Origin of the sequence: Bosea sp. RAC05 (genome assembly GCF_001713455.1) — a bacterium.
Classification (GTDB): Bacteria; Pseudomonadota; Alphaproteobacteria; order Rhizobiales; family Beijerinckiaceae; genus Allobosea.
In genome coordinates this window covers 3,311,788-3,337,883 of record NZ_CP016464.1, presented here as the reverse complement: position 1 = coordinate 3,337,883, position 26,096 = coordinate 3,311,788, and the positions used below count along the sequence as shown (strand labels likewise).

Sequence of the window (26,096 nt, the reverse complement as noted above, 5' to 3'; positions counted from 1 at the left end):
GGCCGCCTGCGCCTTGCAATCGCGGCCAAAACCCCCTAATGCGACCGCGCTTTCGGAAGGCCTCGCAGGGCCGGTGTCAGGAAACAGGGTGTCATGGCCAAAGAGAAATTCGCTCGCACGAAGCCGCATTGCAACATTGGAACGATTGGTCACGTTGACCATGGCAAGACGTCTCTGACGGCTGCGATCACGAAGGTTCTGGCTGAGTCGGGTGGCGCGTCGTTCACGGCGTATGACCAGATCGACAAGGCTCCGGAGGAGAAGGCCCGCGGCATCACGATCTCGACCGCTCACGTCGAGTACGAGACGGCTGCGCGTCACTATGCTCACGTCGACTGCCCCGGCCACGCCGACTATGTGAAGAACATGATCACGGGCGCGGCGCAGATGGACGGCGCGATCCTGGTTGTGTCGGCGGCCGACGGCCCGATGCCGCAGACCCGCGAGCACATCCTGCTGGCGCGCCAGGTCGGCGTTCCCGCGCTGGTGGTGTTCATGAACAAGGTCGATCTCGTCGACGACGCCGAGCTGCTCGAGCTGGTCGAGATGGAGATCCGCGAGCTTCTGTCGAAGTACGACTTCCCCGGCGACGACATCCCGATCACCAAGGGTTCGGCGAAGGTTGCGCTGGACAATGGCGACAAGGCGATCGGCCATGACGCGATCATCGCGCTGATGAAGACGGTCGACGACTACATCCCGCAGCCGGCGCGTCCGCTGGACCTGCCGTTCCTGATGCCGGTCGAGGACGTGTTCTCGATCTCGGGCCGCGGCACGGTGGTGACGGGTCGCGTCGAGCGCGGCATCGTGAAGGTCGGTGAGGAAATCGAGATCGTCGGCCTGAAGGACACGGTCAAGACGACGGTGACGGGCGTCGAGATGTTCCGCAAGCTGCTGGACCAGGGCCAGGCGGGTGACAACATCGGCGCGCTGCTGCGCGGCACGAAGCGTGAGGACGTCGAGCGCGGGCAGATCCTGTGCAAGCCGGGCTCGGTGAAGCCGCACACGAAGTTCAAGGCCGAGGCCTACATCCTGACGAAGGAGGAGGGCGGTCGCCACACCCCGTTCTTCACCAACTATCGCCCGCAGTTCTACTTCCGCACGACGGACGTGACGGGCGTGGTGCACCTGCCCGAGGGCACGGAGATGGTGATGCCGGGCGACAACATCGCCATGGAAGTGCACCTGATCGTGCCGATCGCGATGGAGGAGAAGCTGCGCTTCGCCATCCGCGAAGGCGGCCGCACCGTCGGTGCCGGCGTCGTCGCCAGCATCATCGCTTGATTCAAGCGATCGCTGCAAAGCTCTGAAGGGGCGGCGGAAACGCCGCCCTTTTTTTGTCAGCGCGGATAGGGCTCCAAATCCGGTGGTCCCTGCTCACGGGCGCTTGCCGAATGTCCTCGTGGCCTCGGGAGGCTGCGCCGATGGTGCGCGCTGTCTTGTCTGTGCGAGCGGCGGAGAGGAGAGCGCCGTTTCGGCATCGGATGGATCGCTTTCGGGATCCTTGATGATCGCCAGCGCCGCTATCATGCCCAGCGCCATCAAACTCCACTGCGGAGCCAGGAAGCTCGGCATGAGATAGGCCTGGAAACCGAGTGTCGCGAACTTGACCGCATCCAGCGCATATAATCCCGACAGCAGGACGGAGAACCACGGGTTGGATCCGAGAAAGCGTAGCCGTTTCGCGATCACGCCCAGCATATAGGCTGCGAAGATCAGCGTGATCCCGCTCTTCAACAGCACGAAGAGGATGAGTTGGACGGCACCTCGCGCGTCGTGGGCGATCGAATTGCGAAGCTGCACCCACCCGATCGAGAACAAATACGGAAAGCCCAGGACGAGAGCGACAGCGATTCCGGCGCGCAGAATATAGCCGCGTCGATTCAGATAGCCGGACCACATGGTTTGCCCCACGATGATGTCGGAGGCACCATAACGGCGTCCCGTTAACATCGGATTGGGATGCCTCCAGAGGCACTCGCGATGCTGTTTTCACCCGCGCGGCGGTGTCGCGATCGGCCAAGGGCGTTCCGGAACTGGACGCGAGGCGCCATACACTTTCGACTTGAAAAGCCCAGCCGCTTGGGGCAAAGGAACCGCGACTACAGGGGTGTAGCTCAGTTGGTAGAGTACCGGTCTCCAAAACCGGGTGTCGCAGGTTCGAGCCCTGCCGCCCCTGCCAGTTCCCGCCCATCGACCGGGGTGTGAACGGTTCGGCGCCCAGCGCGTCCTCGGTCGGTTTCCTTGCGTTGGATAAAACAGGTCGGGGCGTCCGGGCGCTGCGTCTGTCTGGGCTCCGGCTCAGGGCCTCGCGCCCTCCGGACGCCAGCCGGCAAAACCTCTTGGCGAACGCCTCGGGGCGTTGTAGAAGCCTTCTCACGACGGCGCGCGGCTCCCTGAGCCCCGCGCCGCGAATGTTTCAGGACGGCCGAATCGGCGCCGGCGAGAGCCGGGTGCCGGCCCGGAACCCGAGGTGACCCATGGCCAAGAGCAGCCCCTTCAGCTTCCTGCAGGACGTGCGCAACGAGGCGTCCAAGGTGACGTGGCCGTCGCGGCGCGAGACGCTGATCACCACCGGCCTCGTGCTGCTGATGGTGGTCGTGTCCAGCCTGTTCTTCTTCTTCACCGACACCATCATCCGCTGGTCGCTCGGCCTCATCCTCGGCGCCCGTTGAACGGAATCAGACACGTGAGCACCCGCTGGTACATCGTCCACGCCTATTCGAACTTCGAGAACAAGGTCGCGCAGTCGATCCGCGACCAGGCGGCGCAGCGCAATCTCGCCGACAAGTTCGACGAGGTGCTGGTGCCGACCGAGAAGGTCGTCGAGGTTCGCCGCGGCCGCAAGGTCGATGCCGAGCGCAAGTTCTTCCCCGGCTATGTGCTGGTGAAGTGCGAGATGACCGACGAGGTCTATCACCTGATCAAGAACACGCCGAAGGTCACCGGCTTCCTCGGCGCCGACAAGGCCAAGCCGATGCCGATTCCCGAGACCGAGGCGCTGCGGATCAAGGGCCAGGTCGCCGAGGGCATCGAGCGGCCGAAGCCGACGATCGTCTTCGAGGTCGGCGAGCAGGTGAAGGTGGCCGACGGCCCGTTCGCCTCGTTCAACGGCGTCGTCGAGGATGTCGACCATGGTCGCGCCCGCCTGAAGGTCGCGGTCTCGATCTTCGGCCGCGCCACCCCGGTCGAGCTGGAATACGGCCAGGTCGAGAAGCTCTGAGCGGCCGCCGGGCCGCGCTGGGGCGCCAATTGTGACGCAACGTTAAGTTGCTCTTAAGACGGCTATCCTTACCGTCTTGAGGCACAAACAAGCGCGGTCACATGGTTTTCAAGCGTTTCAGGGCGACTGTCGGTCAGCGTATGGCGCTGTGGAGCGTCGCGCTCGGATTCGTCGTGTCTCTCTTCGTCGCCAACGAGTTCGTCGCTTCGGACCGGATGGACCGTCTCGCGGCCGAGATGTCGGTCAATGGCGAGGCGCTGTTGCGGACCGAGGAGGCGTCGGCGCTCTTCGAGAAGATCCACTCGCTCGCCGACGAGTCGCTCACCCGGGCCGAAGACTGGGCCCTCGTCGACGACATGGCGAAGGCCATGAGCGCGATCGCCGCTGCCGCACAGGGCGAGGTCCGCGAGCGCGCCGTGCAGGCGGAGGCGCTGCTGAACGAGGTCCGCGGACAGGCCGGCACGCCCGATGGCCAGAAGCTGATGCGGCAATGGCCGACGGTGCATGAGGACATGCACCTCGCCCTCAACAAGGCGCTGGTCGACATCACCCGCAGGCTCAAGGCCCAGAAGGCGGGGGCGGATCGGTTCGAGGGCCTGCTCGGCGCCGTCTGCCTGCTGCTGGTCGTGCTGGTGGTCGCGCTCGAATACCGCTGGCTGGTCAGGCCGATCATCGAGATGTCTCGGGCGCTGCGCGAGGGGCAGGGCGGAACCTCCTGGCTGGCCGGCCTCGCCGTGCGCAGCGACGAGATCGGTGCGCTCGCGCGGGCCCTGAAGGCGCATCTGCGCGAACAGAAGGCCGGGCAGGAGGCCGCGGTCCAGCGCATGGCCGCGATGTCGGAAGAGATCCAGCAGCGCGAACAGGCGCAGGCGCAGAGCATCGCCTTCCAGGACCGCATCGCGGCGATCGCGACCGCGCTCGAGACCCATTCGAGCCGCATGTCCGAGGCGGCACGGGAACTCGGCGGCTATTCCGGCGAGGTCGACCGTCGTGCCAGCGCAGCCGCGCAATCGACCCAGCGTGTCGCGGCCCATGTCGGCGACGTCGCCGTGACCATCGGCGAGGTCACGTCGCTGGTGCGGGACGCGGCCCGCGAGGCGCAGCGAAGTGCCGAGGTGAGCGTCGGCGCCAAGGCGCTCGTCGGCGAGGCGAGGGCGGATACGGAGGCGCTCCACGACGCCGTGGCGCGGATTTCCGGCATCATCGACATCATCTCCTCGGTCGCCAGCCAGACCAATCTGCTGGCGCTGAATGCGACGATCGAGGCGGCGCGGGCCGGCGAGGCGGGGCGGGGCTTCGCGGTCGTCGCCTCCGAGGTCAAGCAACTCTCGCAGCGGACGGCCCAGGCGACCTCGGAGGTTCAGGGCGGGCTCGATCTGATCCGGGTGGCCGCAGACCGGCTCACCGGCCGCGTCGGTGCGCTGGTGCATTCGATCGACGATGTCGAGGCCGCCGCCGATTCGATCGCCGAGCTGACCGGGCGGCAGGACGCCAATTCCTCCGCCATCGCCGAGAGCACGGGCAAGACCGCCGGGGATGTGCGTCTCGTGGCCGAGCAGGTCGAGCAGGTGGCCGCCATGACCGAGAAGTGGCGCCAGACGGCGGAGGCGGCGATGCTGGCCTCGACCGACCTCGACCGCCAGGCGGCCGGACTGCGCGACGTCGTGGAAGGCTTCATCGGGCAGAGGCGACGCGCCGAGGCCTGAGGCGGGCTTACGGGCGCCGCACTGCGAACGGGGCTTCCCCTTCGCCGCCTTCTGTGCCATAGGCCCCACCTCACTTGCGTGGGAGGCATGCCGGTCGCCAGCCGGAGCTTCATGCCGCACCACGCTCTGCAACCATCCCGACCCCGGGCGGATCTGATCCGCGGGCGGGACGTCGTCGTTCCGATCGGCATCGGGGCAGGCGGCAGGAGCAGCCATCATGGCGAAGAAGATCACGGGTTACGTGAAGCTTCAGGTTCCGGCGGGCGCGGCCAATCCGTCGCCGCCGATCGGTCCGGCGCTGGGTCAGCGCGGCCTCAACATCATGGAATTCTGCAAGGCCTTCAACGCGAAGACCGCGCAGATGGAGAAGGGCATGCCGATCCCGGTGATCATCACCGCGTATCAGGACCGCTCCTTCACCTTCGAGATGAAGCAGCCGCCGGTCTCGTACTGGCTGAAGAAGGCCGCCGGCCTGACCTCGGGTTCCAAGACTCCGGGCCGCGGCGGCAATGTCGGCAAGGTCACCGCCGCGCAGATCAACGAGATCGCCGAGAAGAAGATGGCCGATCTCAACTGCGACAGCGTCGAATCCGCAGCGTCCATGATCAAGGGCTCCGCCCGGTCGATGGGCCTGGAAGTCGTGGGCTGAGGGGGCGAAGATGGCACATATCGGAAAGCGCGTGGTCAAGGGCCGTGAAGGCATCGACCGCACCAAGCTGTACCCCCTGACCGAGGCCGTCGGCCTGGTGAAGGAGCGGGCGACCGCCAAGTTCGACGAGACCGTCGAGGTCTCGATGAATCTCGGCGTCGATCCGCGTCACGCCGACCAGATGGTCCGCGGCGTCTGCAACCTGCCGAACGGCTCGGGCCGCGTCCTGCGCGTCGCCGTGTTCGCCCGCGGCGCCAAGGCGGAAGAGGCCAAGAAGGCCGGTGCCGACATCGTCGGTGCGGAGGACCTGGTCGAGATCGTCCAGAAGGGCACGATCGACTTCGATCGCTGCATCGCCACGCCGGACATGATGCCGCTCGTCGGCCGTCTCGGTAAGGTGCTGGGCCCGCGCGGCCTGATGCCGAACCCGAAGGTCGGCACCGTCACCATGGACCTGACCAATGCGGTCGCGGCGTCCAAGGGCGGTTCGGTCGAGTTCCGCGTCGAGAAGGCCGGCATCGTGCATGCCGCCGTCGGCAAGGTCTCGTTCTCGGCCGAGAAGCTGGCCGAGAACATCAAGGCCTTCGCCGACTCCGTCGCCAAGGCGAAGCCGGCCGGCGCCAAGGGCACCTATATCCAGCGCGTCGCGATCTCCTCGACGATGGGTCCGGGCGTCAAGATCGAGCCGAATACGGTTCTCGGCGGCTGATGCCGCCGCGCGCTTCGGCCGGCCCTGCGCCGTCCGAAGCGTCCCGGCCCCGGCGACGGAGGCCGGCCGCGGAGGCTCCGTCCCGGAGATCCGCAGGATGCCACTTGGCAGAGACAGACGAAGGCGCTATGACGCCCGCCTGTTTCCATAAGTGATGTGGGCTCCGGCGTGCTCGTCGCGCAGGGGTCTGTTTCGCGTTTTTTGGCGGTTCGCCGCCGAAAGATGGGTGTTTGGGGTGCGGCGAGCGATCGTTGGACCCGAATCGCCCAGTCCTGTCTGAGACTGCAGGTGCGTCGAGGGCTTCGGCCCGAGGGCATAATTTCGCCAAGAGGCCTGCATAGACGGTGCAAGAGCTCGAAGGGGGTCGCGAGACCCCGAAGACGGTTCGAACCATCTCGCCCGATCACGGCCTCGCGCCGGAGAGGGGACAGGGCACTGAGCGTCGCTCCGCCGATGCACCGGTGTCAACCGGGGTTTCGAAGGAGCGGCAGTGCAACCGGCGGCGAGCCCTTACAGGCCTGCCGCCTACCGGAGAGAGCCCAGTGGATAAAGCGGCAAAGACAGATGCCGTCGCGACGCTGAACGCGGTGTTTGCGAACACCTCGGTCGTCGTCGTGGCCCACTATGCGGGTTTGACGGTGGCCCAGTTCCAGAAGCTTCGTCGCGAGATGAAGGCCAATGGCGCCACCGTGAAGGTCGCAAAGAACCGGCTGGCCAAGATCGCTCTTGAAGGCACCGACGTCGCGTCCATCAGCAAGCTGCTGACGGGTCCCACCCTGATCGCCTATTCCAGCGATCCGGTCGCGGCGCCGAAGGTCGCCACCGCCTTCGCCAAGGAGAACGACAAGCTCGTCATCCTCGGCGGCGCGATGGGCAAGACCGCCCTGAACCCCGATGGCGTCAAGGCCCTGGCCACGATGCCCTCGCTCGACGAACTGCGCGCCAAGCTGCTCGGCCTCCTGCAGGCCCCGGCAACGAAGATCGCCCAGCTCTCGACCGCACCGGCTGCCAAGCTGGCGCGCGTGTTCCAGGCATATGCCGACAAGGATGCGGCCTGATCCAGGCCAGTTACCCCTGAAATCGTTCGAACCTCTTACCTATATAGGAGCCTACAATGGCTGATCTGACCAAGCTCGTCGACGAGCTCTCCTCGCTGACCGTCCTCGAGGCGGCCGACCTCGCCAAGATGCTCGAAGAGAAGTGGGGCGTCTCCGCCGCTGCCGCCGTCGCCGTGGCCGCTGGCCCCGCCGGCGCCGCTCCGGCTGCCGCTGCCGAAGAGCAGACCGAGTTCACCGTCGTTCTTGCCGCCGCCGGCGACAAGAAGATCGAGGTGATCAAGGAAGTCCGCGCCATCACCGGCCTGGGCCTCAAGGAGGCCAAGGACCTGGTCGAGGCCGCGCCGAAGCCCGTCAAGGAGTCGGTCGGCAAGGACGAGGCCGAGAAGCTCAAGAAGCAGCTCGAGGCCGTCGGCGCCAAGGTCGAGCTCAAGTGAGCAGGGCCGGCGTGATGCCGGTCCGACCCTAGTCAACACCAGACAGTCCCGGGGCGGGCATCCGCCTCCGGGGCTGTCGCGTCGTTTCCGCAGATCGATGCGAAAACGATGGTTCAGGCGCCTTCGGCAACCAAGGGTTGCGATCGGCGTGTTTCGGATGATGTCGGCGCGATGATGCGCCGAACGGCTCACCCGGCGGCCCGGCCGCCACCCCGGACCTCCGGGTGAGCCGTCCGTAGAGATTGCGAGGAACAAGATGGTCAATTCGCTCCAGGGCCGCAGGCGCGTCCGCAAGTTCTTCGGGAAACTCAAGGAAGTGGCGCAGATGCCGAACCTCATCGAGGTTCAGAAGGCGTCCTACGACCAGTTCCTGATGATCGACGAGCCGAAGGGCGGTCGTGGCGACGAGGGCCTGCAGTCGGTCTTCAAGTCGGTCTTCCCGATCGGCGATTTCTCGGGCGCCTCGCTGCTCGAATTCGTCAAGTACACCTTCGAGCCGCCGAAGTACGACGTCGACGAGTGCCGCCAGCGCGGCATGACCTTCTCAGCGCCGCTGAAGGTGACGCTGCGCCTGATCGTGTTCGATATCGATCCCGACACCCAGGCGAAGTCGGTCAAGGACATCAAGGAGCAGGATGTCTACATGGGCGACATGCCGCTCATGACCGACAACGGCACCTTCATCGTCAACGGCACCGAGCGCGTCATCGTCTCGCAGATGCACCGTTCGCCGGGCGTGTTCTTCGACCACGACAAGGGCAAGACCCATTCCTCGGGCAAGCTGCTCTTCGCCGCGCGCATCATCCCCTATCGCGGGTCCTGGCTCGACATCGAGTTCGACGCCAAGGACATCGTCTATGCGCGCATCGACCGGAAGCGGAAGATCCCCGTCACGTCGCTGCTGTTTGCGCTCGGCATGGACGGCGAGGAGATCCTCAACCGCTTCTACAACACGATCACCTACACCCGTGACGCCAAGGGCTGGCGCGTTCCCTACGACGCGGAGCGCATGAAGGGCTTCAAGGCCACCGTCGACCTGATCGACGCCGACACCGGCGAGGTCGTGGTCGAGGCCGGCAAGAAGCTCGTCGCCCGCACCGCCCGCCAGCTCGCCGAGAAGGGGCTGAAGTTCCTGCGCGCGACCGACGAGGATCTCGTCGGCCAGTACATCGCCGAGGACCTGGTCGATCTCCAGACCGGCGAAGTCCATGCCGAGGCCGGCGAAGAGCTGACCATGTCGGTCGAGGCCAAGACGGGCGAGACCAAGGGCAACCTGATCGAGCTCATCAACAAGGGCTACACCGAGATCCCGGTGCTCGACATCGACCACATCACGGTCGGCCCCTACATCCGCAACACGCTCGCCGTGGACAAGAACTCGCGCCGCGAGGAAGCGCTGTTCGACATCTACCGCGTGATGCGCCCGGGCGAGCCGCCGACGCTCGAGACCGCCGAGAACATGTTCCAGTCGCTGTTCTTCGACTCCGAGCGCTACGACCTCTCGGCCGTCGGCCGCGTCAAGATGAACATGCGCCTCGATCTCGACGCCGAGGACACCGTGCGCATCCTGCGCAAGGAAGACATCTTCGCGGTCGTCAAGGCGCTGGTCGACCTGCGCGACGGCAAGGGCGAGATCGACGACATCGACCATCTCGGCAACCGCCGGGTGCGCTCGGTCGGCGAGCTCATGGAGAACCAGTACCGCCTCGGCCTGCTGCGGATGGAGCGCGCCATCAAGGAGCGCATGTCCTCGGTCGACATCGACACGGTGATGCCGCAGGACCTGATCAACGCCAAGCCGGCGGCGGCCGCCGTGCGCGAGTTCTTCGGCTCGTCGCAGCTGTCGCAGTTCATGGACCAGACGAACCCGCTCTCGGAAGTCACGCATAAGCGTCGTCTTTCGGCGCTTGGCCCGGGTGGTCTGACCCGCGAGCGCGCCGGCTTCGAGGTGCGCGACGTGCACCCGACCCATTACGGCCGCATCTGCCCGATCGAAACGCCGGAAGGCCCGAATATCGGCCTGATCAATTCGCTCGCCACCTTCGCGCGGGTGAACAAGTACGGCTTCATCGAGAGCCCCTACCGCCGCATCCGCGACGGCCGCCAGACTGACGAGATCATCTATCTCTCGGCGATGGAGGAGGCGAAGTACAACGTCGCCCAGGCCAATGCCGCCGTCGACAAGGACGGCCGTCTGACCGACGACCTGATCGTCTGCCGCCGTGCCGGTGAAGTCATCGTCACGCCGGTCGACAAGGTCGACTTCCAGGACGTGTCGCCCAAGCAGCTCGTCTCGGTCGCCGCGGCGCTGATCCCGTTCCTCGAGAACGACGACGCCAACCGCGCGCTGATGGGCTCGAACATGCAGCGCCAGGCGGTGCCGCTGGTTCGCGCCGACGCGCCCTTCGTCGGCACCGGCATGGAAGCCGTCGTCGCCCGTGACTCGGGTGCCGCGATCGCGGCCCGCCGCGCCGGCATCGTCGACCAGGTCGATGCGACGCGTATCGTCATCCGCGCTTCGGACGAGATGGATCCGACGAAGCCCGGCGTCGACATCTACCGGCTGCAGAAGTTCCAGCGCTCCAACCAGTCGACCTGCATCACGCAGCGGCCGCTGGTGCGTGTCGGCGACGTCATCAAGAAGGGTGACATCGTCGCGGACGGCCCGTCGACCGAGTTCGGCGAGCTCGCGCTCGGCCGCAACGTGCTCGTCGCGTTCATGCCGTGGAACGGCTACAACTTCGAGGACTCGATCCTGCTCTCGGAGAAGATCGTCTCGGACGACGTCTTCACCTCGATCCATATCGAGGAGTTCGAGGTCATGGCCCGCGACACCAAGCTGGGCCCGGAGGAGATCACGCGCGACATTCCCAACGTCTCGGAAGAGGCGCTGAAGAATCTCGACGAAGCCGGCATCGTCTACATCGGCGCGGAAGTGGCGGCGGGCGACATCCTCGTCGGCAAGATCACGCCGAAGGGCGAAAGCCCGATGACGCCGGAAGAGAAGCTGCTGCGCGCCATCTTCGGCGAAAAGGCGTCCGACGTCCGCGACACCTCGCTGCGGGTGCCGCCGGGCGTTCAGGGCACGATCGTCGAGGTGCGCGTGTTCAACCGCCACGGCGTCGACAAGGACGAGCGCGCCCAGGCGATCGAGCGCGAGGAGATCGAGCGTCTCGCCAAGGACCGCGACGACGAGCAGGCGATCCTGGACCGCAACACCTTCGCGCGTCTGGCCGACATCCTGACCGGCAAGGTCGGTCTCGCCGGTCCGAAGGGCTTCAAGAAGGACACGGTCATCACCCGCGAGGGCATGTCCGAGTTCCCGCGCTCGCAGTGGTGGCTGTTCGCCACCGGCGACGACGCCCTGATGACCGAAATCGAGGCGATGCGGAAGCAGTACGACGAGTCGAAGAAGCGCCTCGAGCAGCGCTTCCTCGACAAGGTCGAGAAGCTGCAGCGCGGCGACGAGCTGCCGCCCGGCGTGATGAAGATGGTCAAGGTCTTCGTCGCGGTGAAGCGCAAGATCCAGCCGGGCGACAAGATGGCCGGCCGCCACGGCAACAAGGGCGTGGTCTCGCGCATCGTGCCGGTGGAGGATATGCCGTTCCTCGAGGACGGCACCCATGCCGACATCGTGCTCAACCCGCTCGGCGTGCCCTCGCGCATGAATGTCGGGCAGATCCTGGAGACGCATCTGGGCTGGGCTGCTGCCGGTCTCGGCAAGCAGATCGGCGCCGCGCTCGACGCCTATCGCAAGGGCCATGACGTCAAGGCGCTGCGGGCTTCGTTCGACGCCGTCTACGAGGACAACGAGATCATCGCCTCGATGGACGAGAACGAGCTGGTCGAAATGGGCCAGAACCTGCGCCGCGGCGTTCCGATCGCGACGCCGGTGTTCAACGGCGCCAAGGAGGCCGATATCGAGCGGCTGCTGGAGCAGGCGGGGCTGCACTCCTCGGGTCAGTCGACGCTCTATGACGGGCGCACCGGCGAGCCCTTCGACCGTAAGGTCACCGTCGGCTACATCTACATGCTGAAGCTGCACCACCTGGTCGACGACAAGATCCATGCGCGTTCGATCGGCCCGTACTCGCTCGTCACCCAGCAGCCGCTGGGCGGCAAGGCGCAGTTCGGCGGCCAGCGCTTCGGCGAGATGGAGGTCTGGGCGCTGGAAGCCTATGGCGCCGCCTACACGCTGCAGGAGATGCTGACCGTGAAGTCGGACGACGTCGCGGGCCGCACCAAGGTCTACGAGTCGATCGTGCGCGGCGAGGACAACTTCGAGGCGGGCATCCCCGAGAGCTTCAACGTTCTCGTCAAGGAAATGCGCTCGCTCGGCCTCAACGTCGAGCTGGTCAGCAACAAGGTGAAGCCGGGCGAGTTGCCGCCGGCCGAAGCGGCCGAGTGAGCCGCGCGGCACGGCCCGTCGCCGTGCCGACCAGATAAGACAAGGCCTGCGGCACTCACGCCGCAGGCGGATGATGATCAAGGCCGGGCAGGGCGGTTCTCACCCCCGCCGGCGGCAGGAGATGGGCGATGAAGCAAGAGGTCATGAACCTTTTCGGCCAGCAGCCGGTGCAGCAGGCGTTCGACGCGATCAAGATCTCGATCGCGTCGCCCGAAAAGATCCTGTCCTGGTCGTATGGCGAGATCAAAAAGCCGGAGACCATCAACTACCGGACGTTCAAGCCCGAGCGCGACGGCCTGTTCTGCGCCCGCATCTTCGGGCCGATCAAGGACTACGAGTGCCTGTGCGGCAAGTACAAGCGCATGAAGTTCAAGGGCGTCATCTGCGAGAAGTGCGGCGTCGAAGTCACGCTCGCCCGCGTCCGGCGCGAGCGCATGGGCCATATCGAGCTCGCCGCCCCGGTCGCGCATATCTGGTTCCTGAAGTCGCTGCCCTCGCGCATCGGCCTGCTCATGGACATGCCGCTCAAGGACCTCGAGCGCATCCTGTATTTCGAGTCGTATGTGGTCATCGAGCCGGGCCTGACCCCGCTCAAGGACCGTCAGCTGCTCTCGGAAGAAGAGTATGTCCGCTGCCAGGAAGAGTATGGCGCCGACACCTTCACCGCCATGATCGGCGCGGAAGCCATCCGCGAGATGCTGCGCGCGCTCGACCTCGACCAGATCAACGCCGATCTCAAGCATGAGATCGCGACGACGACGTCGGAGCTGAAGCCCAAGAAGCTGATGAAGCGCCTCAAGATCATCGAGGCGTTCCAGCAGTCGGGCAACAAGCCGGAATGGATGGTGATGACCATCATCCCGGTGATCCCGCCCGATCTGCGCCCGCTGGTGCCGCTCGACGGCGGCCGCTTCGCGACCTCGGACCTGAACGATCTCTATCGCCGCGTCATCAACCGCAACAACCGCCTGAAGCGCCTGATCGAGCTGCGCGCGCCCGACATCATCATCCGTAACGAGAAGCGGATGCTGCAGGAATCGGTCGATGCGCTGTTCGACAACGGCCGTCGCGGCCGCGTCATCACGGGTGCCAACAAGCGCCCGCTGAAGTCGCTCGCCGACATGCTGAAGGGCAAGCAGGGCCGCTTCCGCCAGAACCTGCTCGGCAAGCGCGTCGACTATTCGGGCCGCTCGGTCATCGTCGTCGGTCCCGAGCTGAAGCTGCACCAGTGCGGCCTGCCGAAGAAGATGGCGCTCGAGCTGTTCAAGCCGTTCATCTATGCGCGCCTCGACGCCAAGGGCTACTCGACCACGGTCAAGCAGGCCAAGAAGCTCGTCGAGAAGGAGAAGCCGGAGGTCTGGGACATCCTGGACGAGGTCATCCGCGAGCATCCGGTGATGCTGAACCGCGCGCCGACGCTGCACCGCCTGGGCATCCAGGCCTTCGAGCCGACGCTGATCGAGGGCAAGGCGATCCAGCTGCACCCGCTGGTCTGCGCCGCCTTCAACGCCGACTTCGACGGCGACCAGATGGCCGTGCACGTCCCGCTGTCGCTGGAAGCGCAGCTGGAAGCGCGCGTCCTGATGATGTCGACCAACAACATCCTGCACCCGGCGAACGGCCTGCCGATCATCGTGCCGTCGCAGGACATCGTGCTCGGCCTGTACTACCTCTCGATCGTCTCGGACGGCGAGCCGGGCCAGGGCAAGATCTTCGGTGACTTCGGCGAACTCGAATACGCGCTGCACGAGAAGGTCGTGACGCTGCATTCGAAGATCAAATACCGCTGGACCGGCGTCGGCGCCGACGGCAAGGACTACACCAAGATCTACGACACCACGCCGGGCCGCGTGATCCTCTCGACCGCCCTGCCCAAGCACCCGGCCATGACCTTCGACGTCAGCAACCGCCTGATGACGAAGAAGGAGATTTCCGGGATGATCGACGCCGTCTATCGCGGCTGCGGTCAGAAGGAATCGGTGATCTTCTGCGACCGCATCATGTCGCTGGGCTTCACCCACGCCTTCAAGGCCGGCATCTCCTTCGGCAAGGACGACATGGTCGTGCCGGAGAACAAGTGGGAGATCGTCGACACGACCCGTGCGCTCGCCAAGGATTACGAGCAGCAGTACCAGGACGGCCTGATCACCCAGGGCGAAAAGTACAACAAGGTCGTCGATGCCTGGGCCAAGTGCTCCGACAAGCTCGCCCAGGAGATGATGCTGCGCATCTCGACCGTGAAGAAGGACGAGCACGGCCGCGACAAGCCGATCAACTCGATCTACATGATGAGCCACTCGGGGGCGCGCGGTTCGCCGGCGCAGATGAAGCAGCTCGCGGCGATGCGCGGCCTGATGGCCAAGCCCTCGGGCGAGATCATCGAGAGCCCGATCATCTCGAACTTCAAGGAAGGCCTCGACGTTCTCGAGTACTTCAACTCGACCCACGGCGCCCGCAAGGGCCTCGCCGATACGGCGCTGAAGACGGCCAACTCTGGCTATCTGACCCGCCGTCTCGTCGACGTGGCGCAGGACGCCATCATCTCCGAGACCGATTGCGGTTCGGAGAGCGGCATCAAGATGCGCGCCATCATCGACGCCGGCCAGGTCGTGGCTTCGCTCGGCATCCGCATTCTGGGTCGCTCCGCGGCCGAGGACGTCACGGATATCGACGGCAACATCCTCGTGCCGAAGGGCACGATGATCGAGGAAAGCCATATCGAGAAGATCAACGCCGCCGGGGTCCAGGAGGTGAAGATCCGCTCGGTGCTGACCTGCGCCACCAAGAACGGCGTCTGCGCGACCTGCTATGGCCGCGATCTGGCCCGTGGCACGCCCGTCAACATGGGCGAGGCCGTCGGCGTCATCGCGGCGCAGTCGATCGGCGAGCCGGGTACGCAGCTCACCATGCGCACCTTCCACATCGGCGGCGCGGCAACGATCGCCGACCAGTCCTTCACGGAGTCGAACTTCGAAGGCACGGTCAAGATCCGCAACCGAAACCTCGCCCGCAACTCGGATGGCGACCTGATCGCGATGGCGCGCAACATCGCCATCGTCATCGTCGGGCCCGACGGCGCCGAGCGGGCGGTCCATCGCGTCCAGTTCGGCTCGAAGCTGCGGGTCGACGAGGGCGACAAGGTCAAGCGCGGCCAGCGCCTGATCGAGTGGGATCCCTATTCCCGCCCGATCCTGGCCGAGGTCGACGGCACCGTCGGTTACGAGGATCTGGTCGACGGCATGTCGATCACCGAGACGACCGACGAGGCGACCGGCATCTCCAAGCGCGTCGTCATCGACTGGCGCGGTTCGGCGCGGACCTCGGACCTGCGCCCGGCGCTGACCGTGCACGGGCCGGACGGCAAGGTGGCGAAGCTCGCCCGCGGTGGCGAAGCCCGCTACATCCTGCCGGTGGAGGGCATCATCTCGATGGAGCCCGGCGCCTCGATCAAGGCCGGCGACGTGCTGGCGCGTGTCTCGACCGACTCGGCCAAGACCCGCGACATCACCGGCGGTCTGCCGCGGGTGGCCGAGCTGTTCGAGGCCCGTCGTCCCAAGGACGCCGCGATCATCGCCGAGAAGTCGGGCGTGATCGGCTTCGGGAAGGACTACAAGAACAAGCGGCGCGTCACGCTCACCCCGCATGACGGCTCCGAGGTGCTCGAGTACCTGATCCCGAAGGGCAAGCACATCCATCTCCAGGACGGCGACGTCGTGGAGACGGGCGACTACATCCTCGACGGCAACCCGGCCCCGCACGACATCCTGGCGATCAAGGGCGTCGAGGAGCTGGCGGCTTATCTGGTGAACGAGATCCAGGAGGTCTATCGCCTCCAGGGCGTCGGCATCAACGACAAGCACATCGAGGTCATCGTCCGGCAGATGCTTCAGAAGGTCGAGATCACGGATGGCGGCGACACCGACATCCTGACCGGCGACCAGGTCGACCGGATCGAGCTGCAGGAGATCAACGCGAAGATGGCGGAGGAGGGCAAGAAGCCCGCATCCGGCGTCCCCGTGCTGCTGGGCATCACCAAGGCGAGCCTGCAGACCCGCTCCTTCATCTCGGCGGCGTCGTTCCAGGAGACCACCCGCGTCCTCACCGAGGCGGCGGTCAACGGCAAGTACGACACGCTGGAAGGCCTCAAGGAGAACGTCATCGTCGGCTCGCTGATCCCGGCCGGCACCGGCGCCCAGGTCGCCCGCATCAAGCAGGTGGCCACGCGTCGCGACGATCTCATCGTCGGCCAGAAGGCGGATGCGGCGGCCAAGGCCGCGGCCACCGCCGCCAAGGCTGTCGAGGCGGCGCTGCCCGCCGCCGAGTAAGCCGGCCGACCCACGGTCATCGGATCAGGGCCGCCCTTCGGGGCGGCCCTTTTTCGTGGGTGGTCCCTCTGCGCCGGTGTGGACACAGCCCGCCTGCGGGCTTGCCGGGCCCGCACCGGAGGGATTAGCCTCTGTGGTGGCGCCGGATGTCGGCGCCGGGCCGTGCGCAGGCGCGGTGACGGGCCGCGAATGCCGCCCGCGCGGCGGCTTTCGCGATATTCGGGCTTGACGCGAATCTGTCCCCGAGTCATAAGCGCGCCACTGTCGGTGGTTGTCGGACACGTATGTCGCCTTAAGCCTCTGTTGCTGGCGAATTTCGCGACCGAAACTCCACCGGAATTCCAGCGTCGATTGACGACATGGCAGGATGCATGAACGCGGTGAGAACCGTGTTCCTCTGCTGGCGAACGCGCCTGAGGCCTCCTTAACCGGGAGCCGATGGCGCGGCTTCGTTTGTGTCATGGCAACAGTCGGACTGGGCCACGGATTTAGCGATTTCCAAACGCTCAGTGGGAGCGAGAGGCCAGAATGCCGACAATCAGCCAGCTCATTCGCAAGCCGCGTTCGCCGGTCAAGGCGCGCAACACCGCTCCGGCGCTGGAGTCCTGCCCGCAGAAGCGTGGCGTGTGCACCCGCGTCTATACGACGACCCCGAAGAAGCCGAACTCGGCGCTCCGCAAGGTTGCCAAGGTGCGCCTGACCAACGGCTTCGAAGTGATCGGCTACATCCCGGGTGAGGGGCACAACCTCCAGGAGCACTCGGTGGTCATGATCCGCGGAGGCCGCGTGAAGGACCTTCCGGGCGTGCGCTACCACATCCTGCGCGGCGTGCTCGACACCCAGGGCGTCAAGAACCGCAAGCAGCGCCGTTCGAAGTACGGCGCCAAGCGTCCGAAGTGAGTTCTGCCCGACCGGCGGGGCGAAAGCCCAGCCGGTTCGCAGCGTTGAAGATTTGACCGGAGACTAGACGATGTCCCGCCGCCATAGCGCCGAAAAGCGCGAGATCATTCCCGATCCGAAGTTCCACGACGTGATCGTGACCAAGTTCATGAACTCGGTCATGTACGAGGGCAAGAAGTCGACCGCCGAGCGGATCGTCTACGGTGCCTTCGACATCATCGAGGCCAAGATGAAGAGCGACCCGCTCGCCGTCTTCAAGAGCGCGCTCGAGAACGTCGCTCCGGCGATCGAGGTGCGTTCGCGTCGCGTCGGCGGCGCCACCTACCAGGTTCCGGTCGAGGTTCGCACCGAGCGCCGCCAGGCGCTGGCGATCCGCTGGCTGATCACGGCCGCTCGCGGCCGCAACGACAAGACGATGGTCGAGCGTCTCTCCTCGGAGCTGATGGATGCGGCCAGCAACCGTGGCAACGCGGTCAAGAAGCGTGAAGACACGCACCGGATGGCGGAAGCCAACCGCGCCTTCTCGCATTATCGCTGGTAATCGTCCGCGACCCTCTGGAAAGACGAGAGCATTCCCATGGCCCGCTCCCATCCCATCGACCGTTATCGCAATTTCGGCATCATGGCCCACATCGATGCCGGCAAGACGACGACGACCGAGCGAATCCTGTTCTACACGGGCAAGTCGCACAAGATCGGCGAAGTCCATGACGGCGCTGCGACCATGGACTGGATGACGCAGGAGCAGGAGCGTGGCATCACGATCACCTCCGCCGCGACGACCTGCTTCTGGCGCGACATGCGCCTGAACATCATCGACACCCCCGGCCACGTCGACTTCACCATTGAGGTGGAGCGTTCGCTGCGCGTGCTCGACGGCGCCGTCTGCGTGCTCGACGGCAACCAGGGCGTCGAGCCCCAGACCGAGACCGTCTGGCGCCAGGCCGACAAGTACGACGTGCCGCGCATCGTGTTCGTCAACAAGATGGACAAGATCGGCGCCGATTTCTATCGCTGCGTCCAGGACATCATCGACCGCGTCGCCGGCAAGCCGGTCTGCCTGCAGATCCCGATCGGGTCCGAGTCGGACTTCGCCGGCGTGATCGACCTGATCAAGATGAAGGCGATCGTCTGGAACGGCGAAGCGCTGGGCGCCTCCTTCGAGGAGCAGGACATTCCTGCCAACCTCCAGGACAAGGCCACCGAGTATCGCTCGAAGCTCATCGAGGCCGCCGTCGAGATGGACGACGTCGCGATGGAAGCCTATCTCGAAGGCACCGAGCCCGACGCCGACACCCTGCGCCGCCTGGTCCGCACCGCCGTGCAGCGCCGCGCCTTCCACCCCGTTCTCTGCGGCTCGGCCTTCAAGAACAAGGGCGTGCAGCCGCTGCTCGACGCGGTCGTCGACTTCCTGCCGTCGCCGGTCGATCGCGGCGCGGTTGAAGGCCTCGACTTCAAGACCGAGGAGCCGGTCACCCGCGAGCCGACGGACGAGGCTCCGTTTTCCATGCTCGCCTTCAAGATCATGGACGACCCCTTCGTCGGCACGATCACCTTCTGCCGCGTCTATTCGGGCAAGGTCGACGCCGGTCAGGGCGTGATCAACTCGACGCGCGACAAGAAAGAGCGCGTCGGCCGCATGCTGCTGATGCACGCGAACAACCGCGAGGACATCAAGGAGGCTTTTGCCGGTGACATCGTCGCCCTGGCCGGTCTCAAGGACGTCCGCACCGGCGACACGCTGTGCGATCCGGCCCAGGCCGTGATCCTCGAGCGCATGGAGTTCCCCGAGCCGGTCATCACGATCGCGATCGAGCCGAAGTCCAAGGCCGACCAGGAGAAGCTGGGTCTCGCCCTGTCGAAGCTCGCCAACGAGGATCCCTCGTTCCGCGTCTCGACGGACCAGGAGAGCGGCCAGACCATCCTGAAGGGCATGGGCGAGCTGCATCTCGACATCAAGGTCGACATCCTGCGCCGGACCTACAAGGTGGACGCCAACATCGGCGCGCCGCAGGTGGCCTATCGCGAGACGCTGACGAAGCGTGTCGAGATCGACTACACCCACAAGAAGCAGACCGGCGGTACGGGCCAGTTCGCCCGCGTCAAGCTGGTCGTCGAGCCGAACGAGACCGGCAAGGGCTTCGAGTTCGAGTCGAAGATCATCGGCGGCGCTGTCCCGAAGGAGTACATCCCGGGCGTCGAGAAGGGCCTGAACTCGGTCATCTCGTCGGGCGTGCTCGCCGGCTTCCCGGTCGTGGACGTCAAGGTCTCGCTGATCGACGGCGCCTTCCACGAGGTCGACTCCTCGGCTCTGGCCTTCGAAATCGCCTCGCGTGCCGGCCTTCGCGAAGGTCTGCAGAAGGGCGGCTCCGTGCTGCTCGAGCCGATCATGAAGGTCGAGGTCGTGACCCCGGAAGACTATACCGGCTCGGTCATCGGCGACCTGAACTCGCGTCGCGGCCAGATCCAGGGCCAGGACATGCGCGGCAACGCGGTCGTCATCAACGCGATGGTGCCGCTGGCCAACATGTTCGGCTACGTCAACCAGCTGCGCTCCTTCAGCCAGGGCCGCGCCAACTACACCATGCAGTTCGACCACTACGAGCAGGTTCCGTCGGCGGTCGCCGCCGAGGTTCAGGCCAAGTACGCCTGATCACCCGCCCGACCTGCTTTAACGCAACAACGATTTGACTGACGGAGGCTACGATGGCCAAAGAGAAATTCGCTCGCACGAAGCCGCATTGCAACATTGGAACGATTGGTCACGTCGACCATGGCAAGACGTCTCTGACGGCTGCGATCACGAAGGTTCTGGCTGAGTCGGGTGGCGCGTCGTTCACGGCGTATGACCAGATCGACAAGGCTCCGGAGGAGAAGGCCCGCGGCATCACGATCTCGACCGCTCACGTCGAGTACGAGACGGCTGCGCGTCACTATGCTCACGTCGACTGCCCCGGCCACGCCGACTATGTGAAGAACATGATCACGGGCGCGGCGCAGATGGACGGCGCGATCCTGGTTGTGTCGGCGGCCGACGGCCCGATGCCGCAGACCCGCGAGCACATCCTGCTGGCGCGCCAGGTCGGCGTTCCCGCGCTGGTGGTGTTCATGAACAAGGTCGATCTCGTCGACGACGCCGAGCTTCTCGAGCTGGTCGAGATGGAGATCCGCGAGCTCCTGTCGAAGTACGACTTCCCCGGCGACGACATCCCGATCACCAAGGGTTCGGCGAAGGTTGCGCTGGACAATGGCGACAAGGCGATCGGCCATGACGCGATCGTCGCGCTGATGAAGACGGTCGACGACTACATCCCGCAGCCGGCGCGTCCGCTGGACCTGCCGTTCCTGATGCCGGTCGAGGACGTGTTCTCGATCTCGGGCCGCGGCACGGTTGTGACGGGTCGCGTCGAGCGCGGCATCGTGAAGGTGGGCGAGGAAATCGAGATCGTCGGCCTGAAGGACACGGTCAAGACGACGGTCACGGGCGTCGAGATGTTCCGCAAGCTGCTGGACCAGGGCCAGGCGGGTGACAACATCGGCGCGCTGCTGCGCGGCACGAAGCGTGAGGACGTCGAGCGCGGGCAGATCCTGTGCAAGCCGGGCTCGGTGAAGCCGCACACGAAGTTCAAGGCCGAGGCCTACATCCTGACGAAGGAGGAGGGCGGTCGCCACACCCCGTTCTTCACCAACTATCGCCCGCAGTTCTACTTCCGCACGACGGACGTGACGGGCGTGGTGCACCTGCCCGAGGGCACGGAGATGGTGATGCCGGGCGACAACATCGCCATGGAAGTGCACCTGATCGTGCCGATCGCGATGGAGGAGAAGCTGCGCTTCGCCATCCGCGAAGGCGGCCGCACCGTGGGCGCCGGCGTCGTCGCCAGCATCATCGCGTAACGCGTTTTCGTGAGGGCGCAGGCCCTGCCGGGCCTTCGCCCTTTCACGTCACGAGGAAGATAAGACCATGAACGGTCAGAACATCCGGATCCGCCTCAAGGCGTTCGACCACCGCATTCTCGACGCTTCGACGCGCGAGATCGTGTCGACCGCGAAGAGGACGGGCGCCCAGGTCCGCGGCCCCATCCCGCTGCCCACGCTCATCGAGAAGTTCACGGTCAACCGCTCGCCGCACATCGACAAGAAGTCGCGCGAGCAGTTTGAAATGCGGACCCACAAGCGGGTTCTCGACATCGTCGACCCGACCCCGCAGACGGTCGACGCCCTCATGAAGCTCGATCTCGCCGCCGGCGTCGACGTCGAAATCAAGCTCTGATCCGATTTTAGCCGGGTCCTCTGCCTCCAACATCTCGGTTGGATGAGTATGACCCCAAGGGAAGGTATGCACCGATGCGTTCCGGTGTGATTGCACAGAAAGTCGGGATGACCCGCATCTTCACCGATGCCGGCGAACATATCCCGGTCACCGTGCTGAAGCTCGATAACTGCCAGGTCGTCGCTCACCGCACGATCGAGAAGAACGGCTACGTCGCCGTCCAGCTCGGCACGGGTACAGCCAAGGTCAAGAATGTCTCGAAGGCTGAGCGCGGCCATTTCGCCGTCGCCAAGGTCGAGCCCAAGCGCAAGGTCGTCGAATTTCGCGTCAGCGACGATGCGCTGATCCCGGTGGGCGCCGAGCTGACGGCCGACCACTTCGTCGTCGGCCAGTTCGTCGATGTCAGCGGCACGACGCTCGGCAAGGGCTTTGCCGGCGGCATGAAGCGCTGGAACTTCGGCGGTCTGCGCGCCACCCACGGCGTCTCGGTCTCGCACCGCTCGATCGGTTCGACCGGCGGCCGTCAGGACCCCGGCAAGACCTTCAAGAACAAGAAGATGCCCGGCCATCTCGGCGCCGAGCGCGTGACCACGCAGAACCTGCGCGTCGTCCAGACGGATGTCGAGCGTGGCCTGATCCTGGTCGAGGGCGCCGTCCCCGGTCATGCCGGCGGCTGGATCCATGTTCGCGACGCGATCAAGCGCGCTCTGCCCAAGGATGCTCCGCTTCCGGGCAAGTTCAAGCTGAATGGCGGCGATGCGCCGGCTCCCGCAGCCGAGACGGTTGAGGAGAACGCGTGATGAAGCTCGATATCACCACCCTCGAAGGTGGCTCGGCCGGTTCGGTCGAGCTCTCGGATGCGATCTTCGGCCTCGAGCCGCGCGCCGACATCCTGGCCCGCATGGTGCGCTACCAGCTCGCCAAGCGCCGCGCCGGCACGCACAAGTCGAAGGGCCGGTCGGAAGTCGACCGCACCCGGAAGAAGATCTACAAGCAGAAGGGCACCGGTGGCGCCCGTCACGGCGCGGCGTCCGCTCCGCAGTTCCGCGGCGGCGGCAAGGCCTTCGGTCCGATCGTTCGCGACCACGCCCATGATCTGCCCAAGAAGGTCCGTGCGCTGGCTCTGCGTCATGCGCTCTCGGCCAAGGCCAAGGACGGCGGCATCATCATTCTCGACGACGCCAAGCTGGCCGAGCCGAAGACCAAGGTGCTGCTCGGGCATTTCGGCAAGCTGGAGCTCTCCAGCGCGCTGGTGATCGGCGGCGCCGAGATCGACACGAATTTCGGCCTGGCGGCCCGTTCGATCCCGAATGTCGACGTCCTGCCGATCCAGGGCATCAACGTTTATGACATCCTGCGTCGCGACAAGCTCGTCCTGACGCGCGCGGCTGTCGATGCGCTGGAGGCGCGCTTCTCATGAGCCAGTCCGCCAAGAACCTGGACCCGCGTCATTACGACGTGATCCGCGGGCCTGTGATCACCGAGAAGGCGACGATGCTCTCCGAGCACAACAAGGTCGTCTTCAAGGTTGCCAAGACCGCGACCAAGCCGCAGATCAAGGCCGCGATCGAGAAGCTGTTCGACGTCAAGGTGAAGAGCGTCAACACGCTCGTCACCGAGGGCAAGATGAAGGTCTTCCGCGGCCGTCTCGGCCAGCGCGCCGACGTCAAGAAGGCGGTCGTGACCCTCGAGGAAGGTCACTCCATCGACGTGACCACGGGCCTGTAAGGAAGGATCGCAAACCATGGCTTTGAAGAATTTCAAGCCGGTCACGCCGAGCCTTCGCCAGCTCGTGATCGTCGACCGCAGCGAGCTCTACAAGGGCAAGCCGCTGAAGGTGCTGACGGAGGGCAAGTCGTCCTCCGGCGGCCGCAACAATCTCGGCCGCATCACCGTCCGCTTCCGCGGCGGTGGACACAAGCGGACGCTGCGCCTGATCGACTTCAAGCGCCGCGGCAAGGATGGCATTCCGGCCGTCGTCGAGCGGCTGGAGTATGATCCCAACCGCACGGCGTTCATCGCGCTGATCAAGTACAGCGACGGCGAGCAGGCCTATATCCTGGCTCCGCAGCGCCTCGCCGTCGGCGACAGCGTCGTGTCCGGCCCGTCGGTCGACGTGAAGCCCGGCAACGCCGCCCCGATGGGCTCGCTGCCGATCGGCACGATCGTCCACAATGTCGAGCTGAAGATCGGCAAGGGTGGCCAGCTGGCTCGTTCGGCCGGCAACTACGCCCAGATCGTCGGTCGCGACCAGGGCTACGTCATCGTCCGCCTGAACTCGGGCGAGCAGCGCCTGATCAGCGGCCTGTGCTATGCCACCGTGGGCGCGGTCTCGAACCCCGACCACATGAACCGGAACGACGGCAAGGCGGGTCGCTCGCGCTGGCTCGGCCGTCGCCCGCATAACCGCGGTGTCTCGATGAACCCGGTCGACCATCCCCATGGCGGCGGCGAAGGCCGCACCTCGGGTGGCCGTCATCCGGTCACGCCCTGGGGTCTCCCGACCAAGGGCAAGAAGACCCGCTCGAACAAGCGGACCGATACGTTCATCGTGTCGAGCCGTCACGCCCGCAAGAAGAAGAACTGAGGTCCGTCATGGCGCGTTCGCTTTGGAAAGGTCCGTTTGTCGACGGATACCTTCTGAAAAAGGCCGAGGTCGCCCGTTCGGCGGCCCGGTCCGAGGTCATCAAGATCTGGAGCCGTCGCTCCACGATCCTCCCGCAGTTCGTCGGTCTGACGTTCGGCGTCTACAACGGCCACAAGCATGTGCCGGTGAACGTGTCCGAGGAAATGGTGGGCCACAAGTTCGGCGAGTTTTCGCCGACGCGCACCTTCCACGGCCACGCCGCCGACAAGAAGGCGAAGAGGAAGTAAGCCATGGGTAAAGCATCAGCCCCCCGTGCGCTGCCCGAGAACGAAGCCGTCGCGGTCGCCCGCAACCTTCGCGTCTCGCCGCAGAAGCTCAACCTCGTCGCCCAGCTGATCCGGGGGAAGAAGGTCTCGACGGCGCTCGCCGACCTCGAGTTCTCGCGCAAGCGGATCTCGCTGGACGTGCGCAAGTGCCTGCAGAGCGCGATCGCCAACGCCGAGAACAATCATGATCTCGACGTCGACGATCTCGTCGTGGCCCAGGCCTTCGTCGGCAAGGCGCTCGTGATGAAGCGCTTCCATGCCCGCGCCCGCGGTCGTGGCGCCCGCATCCTGAAGCCGTTCGCGAACATCACGATCATCGTGCGCGAAGTCGCCGCGGCCAAGGCCTGAGGAGAGAACGATGGGTCAGAAAATCAATCCGATCGGGCTTCGCCTCGGCATCAACCGGACCTGGGATTCCCGCTGGTTCGCGCAGAAGGGCGAGTACGGCAAGCTGCTGCATGAGGACATGGCCATCCGCGCCGCCCTCATGAAGCTGCTGAAGCAGGCCGCGGTCTCCAAGATCATCATCGAGCGCCCGCACAAGAAGTGCCGCGTCACCATCCACTCGGCGCGTCCGGGCGTGGTGATCGGCAAGAAGGGCGCCGACATCGAGAAGCTGCGCAAGTCGGTGATGAAGCTCACCAAGGCCGACGTGACGATCAACATCGTCGAGGTGCGCAAGCCCGAGATCGACGCCACGCTGGTCGCCGACTCGATCGCGCAGCAGCTCGAGCGCCGCGTCGCCTTCCGTCGCGCCATGAAGCGCGCCGTGCAGTCGGCCATGCGCCTGGGCGCCGAGGGCATCCGCATCAACTGCTCGGGCCGTCTCGGCGGCGCCGAAATCGCGCGCCTCGAGTGGTATCGCGAGGGGCGGGTGCCGCTGCACACGCTGCGCGCCGATGTGGATTATGGTGTCGGCACCGCCTTCACCACCTACGGCACGTGCGGCATCAAGGTCTGGATCTTCAAGGGCGAGATCCTCGAACACGACCCGATGGCCCAGGACAAGCGCATGGCAGACGAGGGCGGCCGTTCCGGCGGTGGCCATCGTCGCGAGCATGCATAAGGCTGATCGAGAAGAGCCATGTTGCAACCTAAGAAGACGAAATTCCGCAAGCAGTTCAAGGGGCGCATTTCCGGCGTCGCCAAGGGCGGCACGGATTTGAACTTCGGCCAGTTCGGCCTCAAGGCGCAGGAGCCGGAGCGGGTTACCGCCCGGCAGATCGAGGCGGCCCGCCGCGCGATCACCCGCGCCATGAAGCGCGCCGGCCGGGTCTGGATCCGGATCTTCCCGGACGTGCCGGTGTCGAAGAAGCCGACCGAAGTCCGCATGGGCAAGGGCAAGGGCGCGCCTGAATTCTGGGCAGCCAAGGTCAAGCCGGGCCGGATCATGTTCGAGATCGACGGCGTGCCGGAAGAGACGGCCCGCGAGGCCATGCGCCTCGGCGCCGCCAAGCTGCCGATCAAGACGCGCTTCATCCAGCGCATCGCCGAGTAA

24 protein-coding genes and 1 tRNA gene are annotated in these 26,096 nt (G+C 65.6%); 24 read left to right on the top strand and 1 reads right to left on the bottom strand.

Features of this window, described 5'->3' with window-relative positions:
• The first annotated feature begins 93 nt into the window (after positions 1-93).
• The gene (gene tuf, locus BSY19_RS19295) at positions 94-1,284 is read left to right on the top strand and encodes an elongation factor Tu (RefSeq protein ID WP_069055549.1); all 1,191 of its coding nucleotides are present in this window, start codon (positions 94-96) and stop codon (positions 1,282-1,284) included.
• 93 nt (positions 1,285-1,377) lie between these two features.
• Here tuf (BSY19_RS19295) and BSY19_RS19290 read toward each other — a convergent pair whose 3' ends face one another.
• Positions 1,378-1,902, bottom strand: coding sequence for a hypothetical protein (locus BSY19_RS19290; protein ID WP_069055548.1), 525 nt, complete (start codon positions 1,900-1,902; stop codon positions 1,378-1,380).
• A 204-nt stretch (positions 1,903-2,106) separates the two neighbouring features.
• Here BSY19_RS19290 and BSY19_RS19285 point away from each other — a divergent pair.
• The 23 genes from BSY19_RS19285 to rplP all read left to right on the top strand — a co-directional run bounded on the left by BSY19_RS19285 (position 2,107) and on the right by rplP (position 26,096).
• Positions 2,107-2,182: transfer RNA gene (locus BSY19_RS19285), tRNA-Trp, on the top strand.
• A gap of 298 nt (positions 2,183-2,480) precedes the next feature.
• Positions 2,481-2,675, top strand: a complete 195-nt coding sequence (gene secE, locus BSY19_RS19280) for a preprotein translocase subunit SecE (protein WP_069055547.1) — start codon at positions 2,481-2,483, stop codon at positions 2,673-2,675.
• Between the two features lie 14 nt (positions 2,676-2,689).
• The gene (gene nusG, locus BSY19_RS19275) at positions 2,690-3,223 is read left to right on the top strand and encodes a transcription termination/antitermination protein NusG (RefSeq protein WP_069055546.1); all 534 of its coding nucleotides are present in this window, start codon (positions 2,690-2,692) and stop codon (positions 3,221-3,223) included.
• A gap of 101 nt (positions 3,224-3,324) precedes the next feature.
• Positions 3,325-4,929, top strand: coding sequence for a methyl-accepting chemotaxis protein (locus BSY19_RS19270; protein WP_083247704.1), 1,605 nt, complete (start codon positions 3,325-3,327; stop codon positions 4,927-4,929).
• 217 nt (positions 4,930-5,146) lie between these two features.
• Positions 5,147-5,578 (top strand): 50S ribosomal protein L11, encoded by a 432-nt coding sequence (gene rplK / locus BSY19_RS19265; RefSeq protein ID WP_067987269.1) that lies wholly within the window; start codon positions 5,147-5,149, stop codon positions 5,576-5,578.
• A gap of 10 nt (positions 5,579-5,588) precedes the next feature.
• Positions 5,589-6,287, top strand: coding sequence for a 50S ribosomal protein L1 (gene rplA / locus BSY19_RS19260; RefSeq protein WP_067987273.1), 699 nt, complete (start codon positions 5,589-5,591; stop codon positions 6,285-6,287).
• Between the two features lie 542 nt (positions 6,288-6,829).
• Entirely contained in the window at positions 6,830-7,345 is a 516-nt protein-coding gene (gene rplJ, locus BSY19_RS19255; protein ID WP_069055544.1) for a 50S ribosomal protein L10, read from the top strand.
• Positions 7,346-7,401: 56 nt separating this feature from the next.
• A complete protein-coding gene (rplL, locus tag BSY19_RS19250; RefSeq protein ID WP_069055543.1) occupies positions 7,402-7,779 on the top strand; it encodes a 50S ribosomal protein L7/L12 in 378 nt (125 codons plus the stop codon).
• A gap of 256 nt (positions 7,780-8,035) precedes the next feature.
• Positions 8,036-12,187, top strand: coding sequence for a DNA-directed RNA polymerase subunit beta (gene rpoB / locus BSY19_RS19245; RefSeq protein WP_069055542.1), 4,152 nt, complete (start codon positions 8,036-8,038; stop codon positions 12,185-12,187).
• 128 nt (positions 12,188-12,315) lie between these two features.
• Positions 12,316-16,512: a DNA-directed RNA polymerase subunit beta' gene (rpoC, locus tag BSY19_RS19240; RefSeq protein WP_069055541.1), complete on the top strand. Its 4,197-nt coding sequence runs from the start codon at positions 12,316-12,318 to the stop codon at positions 16,510-16,512.
• A gap of 528 nt (positions 16,513-17,040) precedes the next feature.
• Positions 17,041-17,412, top strand: coding sequence for a 30S ribosomal protein S12 (gene rpsL / locus BSY19_RS19235; protein ID WP_038358286.1), 372 nt, complete (start codon positions 17,041-17,043; stop codon positions 17,410-17,412).
• 70 nt (positions 17,413-17,482) lie between these two features.
• Positions 17,483-17,953: a 30S ribosomal protein S7 gene (rpsG, locus tag BSY19_RS19230; RefSeq protein ID WP_069055540.1), complete on the top strand. Its 471-nt coding sequence runs from the start codon at positions 17,483-17,485 to the stop codon at positions 17,951-17,953.
• 36 nt (positions 17,954-17,989) lie between these two features.
• Positions 17,990-20,065 (top strand): elongation factor G, encoded by a 2,076-nt coding sequence (gene fusA, locus BSY19_RS19225; RefSeq protein WP_069055539.1) that lies wholly within the window; start codon positions 17,990-17,992, stop codon positions 20,063-20,065.
• 53 nt (positions 20,066-20,118) lie between these two features.
• The gene (gene tuf / locus BSY19_RS19220; RefSeq protein ID WP_069055538.1) at positions 20,119-21,309 is read left to right on the top strand and encodes an elongation factor Tu; all 1,191 of its coding nucleotides are present in this window, start codon (positions 20,119-20,121) and stop codon (positions 21,307-21,309) included.
• A 67-nt stretch (positions 21,310-21,376) separates the two neighbouring features.
• Positions 21,377-21,685, top strand: coding sequence for a 30S ribosomal protein S10 (gene rpsJ, locus BSY19_RS19215; RefSeq protein ID WP_043237115.1), 309 nt, complete (start codon positions 21,377-21,379; stop codon positions 21,683-21,685).
• Between the two features lie 74 nt (positions 21,686-21,759).
• Positions 21,760-22,485: a 50S ribosomal protein L3 gene (gene rplC / locus BSY19_RS19210; RefSeq protein WP_069055537.1), complete on the top strand. Its 726-nt coding sequence runs from the start codon at positions 21,760-21,762 to the stop codon at positions 22,483-22,485.
• Positions 22,485-23,105: a 50S ribosomal protein L4 gene (gene rplD / locus BSY19_RS19205; protein WP_069055536.1), complete on the top strand. Its 621-nt coding sequence runs from the start codon at positions 22,485-22,487 to the stop codon at positions 23,103-23,105. The genes rplC and rplD overlap by 1 nt, the downstream gene beginning before the upstream one ends.
• A complete protein-coding gene (locus BSY19_RS19200) occupies positions 23,102-23,413 on the top strand; it encodes a 50S ribosomal protein L23 (protein WP_066722409.1) in 312 nt (103 codons plus the stop codon). Before rplD ends, BSY19_RS19200 begins: the two co-directional genes overlap by 4 nt.
• Before the next feature lie 16 nt (positions 23,414-23,429).
• Positions 23,430-24,272, top strand: a complete 843-nt coding sequence (gene rplB / locus BSY19_RS19195; protein ID WP_069055535.1) for a 50S ribosomal protein L2 — start codon at positions 23,430-23,432, stop codon at positions 24,270-24,272.
• An 8-nt stretch (positions 24,273-24,280) separates the two neighbouring features.
• Positions 24,281-24,559 (top strand): 30S ribosomal protein S19, encoded by a 279-nt coding sequence (gene rpsS, locus BSY19_RS19190; RefSeq protein WP_054144265.1) that lies wholly within the window; start codon positions 24,281-24,283, stop codon positions 24,557-24,559.
• 3 nt (positions 24,560-24,562) lie between these two features.
• Positions 24,563-24,946: a 50S ribosomal protein L22 gene (rplV, locus tag BSY19_RS19185; protein ID WP_069055534.1), complete on the top strand. Its 384-nt coding sequence runs from the start codon at positions 24,563-24,565 to the stop codon at positions 24,944-24,946.
• Positions 24,947-24,956: 10 nt separating this feature from the next.
• Entirely contained in the window at positions 24,957-25,664 is a 708-nt protein-coding gene (rpsC, locus tag BSY19_RS19180; protein ID WP_067987309.1) for a 30S ribosomal protein S3, read from the top strand.
• Between the two features lie 18 nt (positions 25,665-25,682).
• Entirely contained in the window at positions 25,683-26,096 is a 414-nt protein-coding gene (rplP, locus tag BSY19_RS19175; protein ID WP_069055533.1) for a 50S ribosomal protein L16, read from the top strand.

Excerpts from the sequence above, each read along its gene's own strand:
- rplP (WP_069055533.1), top strand. The coding sequence starts at position 25,683 with ATGTTGCAACCTAAGAAGACGAAATTCCGCAAGCAGTTCAAGGGGCGC.
- rplB (WP_069055535.1), top strand. The coding sequence starts at position 23,430 with ATGGCTTTGAAGAATTTCAAGCCGGTCACGCCGAGCCTTCGCCAGCTC.
- rpsS (WP_054144265.1), top strand. The coding sequence starts at position 24,281 with ATGGCGCGTTCGCTTTGGAAAGGTCCGTTTGTCGACGGATACCTTCTG.
- tuf (WP_069055549.1), top strand. The coding sequence starts at position 94 with ATGGCCAAAGAGAAATTCGCTCGCACGAAGCCGCATTGCAACATTGGA.
- BSY19_RS19290 (WP_069055548.1), bottom strand. The coding sequence starts at position 1,902 with ATGTGGTCCGGCTATCTGAATCGACGCGGCTATATTCTGCGCGCCGGA.
- rpoB (WP_069055542.1), top strand. The coding sequence starts at position 8,036 with ATGGTCAATTCGCTCCAGGGCCGCAGGCGCGTCCGCAAGTTCTTCGGG.
- secE (WP_069055547.1), top strand. The coding sequence starts at position 2,481 with ATGGCCAAGAGCAGCCCCTTCAGCTTCCTGCAGGACGTGCGCAACGAG.
- rplK (WP_067987269.1), top strand. The coding sequence starts at position 5,147 with ATGGCGAAGAAGATCACGGGTTACGTGAAGCTTCAGGTTCCGGCGGGC.
- rpsJ (WP_043237115.1), top strand. The coding sequence starts at position 21,377 with ATGAACGGTCAGAACATCCGGATCCGCCTCAAGGCGTTCGACCACCGC.
- fusA (WP_069055539.1), top strand. The coding sequence starts at position 17,990 with ATGGCCCGCTCCCATCCCATCGACCGTTATCGCAATTTCGGCATCATG.
- rplV (WP_069055534.1), top strand. The coding sequence starts at position 24,563 with ATGGGTAAAGCATCAGCCCCCCGTGCGCTGCCCGAGAACGAAGCCGTC.
- rpsL (WP_038358286.1), top strand. The coding sequence starts at position 17,041 with ATGCCGACAATCAGCCAGCTCATTCGCAAGCCGCGTTCGCCGGTCAAG.
- rpsC (WP_067987309.1), top strand. The coding sequence starts at position 24,957 with ATGGGTCAGAAAATCAATCCGATCGGGCTTCGCCTCGGCATCAACCGG.
- rpoC (WP_069055541.1), top strand. The coding sequence starts at position 12,316 with ATGAAGCAAGAGGTCATGAACCTTTTCGGCCAGCAGCCGGTGCAGCAG.
- BSY19_RS19270 (WP_083247704.1), top strand. The coding sequence starts at position 3,325 with ATGGTTTTCAAGCGTTTCAGGGCGACTGTCGGTCAGCGTATGGCGCTG.
- rplA (WP_067987273.1), top strand. The coding sequence starts at position 5,589 with ATGGCACATATCGGAAAGCGCGTGGTCAAGGGCCGTGAAGGCATCGAC.
- tuf (WP_069055538.1), top strand. The coding sequence starts at position 20,119 with ATGGCCAAAGAGAAATTCGCTCGCACGAAGCCGCATTGCAACATTGGA.
- rplL (WP_069055543.1), top strand. The coding sequence starts at position 7,402 with ATGGCTGATCTGACCAAGCTCGTCGACGAGCTCTCCTCGCTGACCGTC.
- rpsG (WP_069055540.1), top strand. The coding sequence starts at position 17,483 with ATGTCCCGCCGCCATAGCGCCGAAAAGCGCGAGATCATTCCCGATCCG.
- BSY19_RS19200 (WP_066722409.1), top strand. The coding sequence starts at position 23,102 with ATGAGCCAGTCCGCCAAGAACCTGGACCCGCGTCATTACGACGTGATC.
- rplC (WP_069055537.1), top strand. The coding sequence starts at position 21,760 with ATGCGTTCCGGTGTGATTGCACAGAAAGTCGGGATGACCCGCATCTTC.
- rplD (WP_069055536.1), top strand. The coding sequence starts at position 22,485 with ATGAAGCTCGATATCACCACCCTCGAAGGTGGCTCGGCCGGTTCGGTC.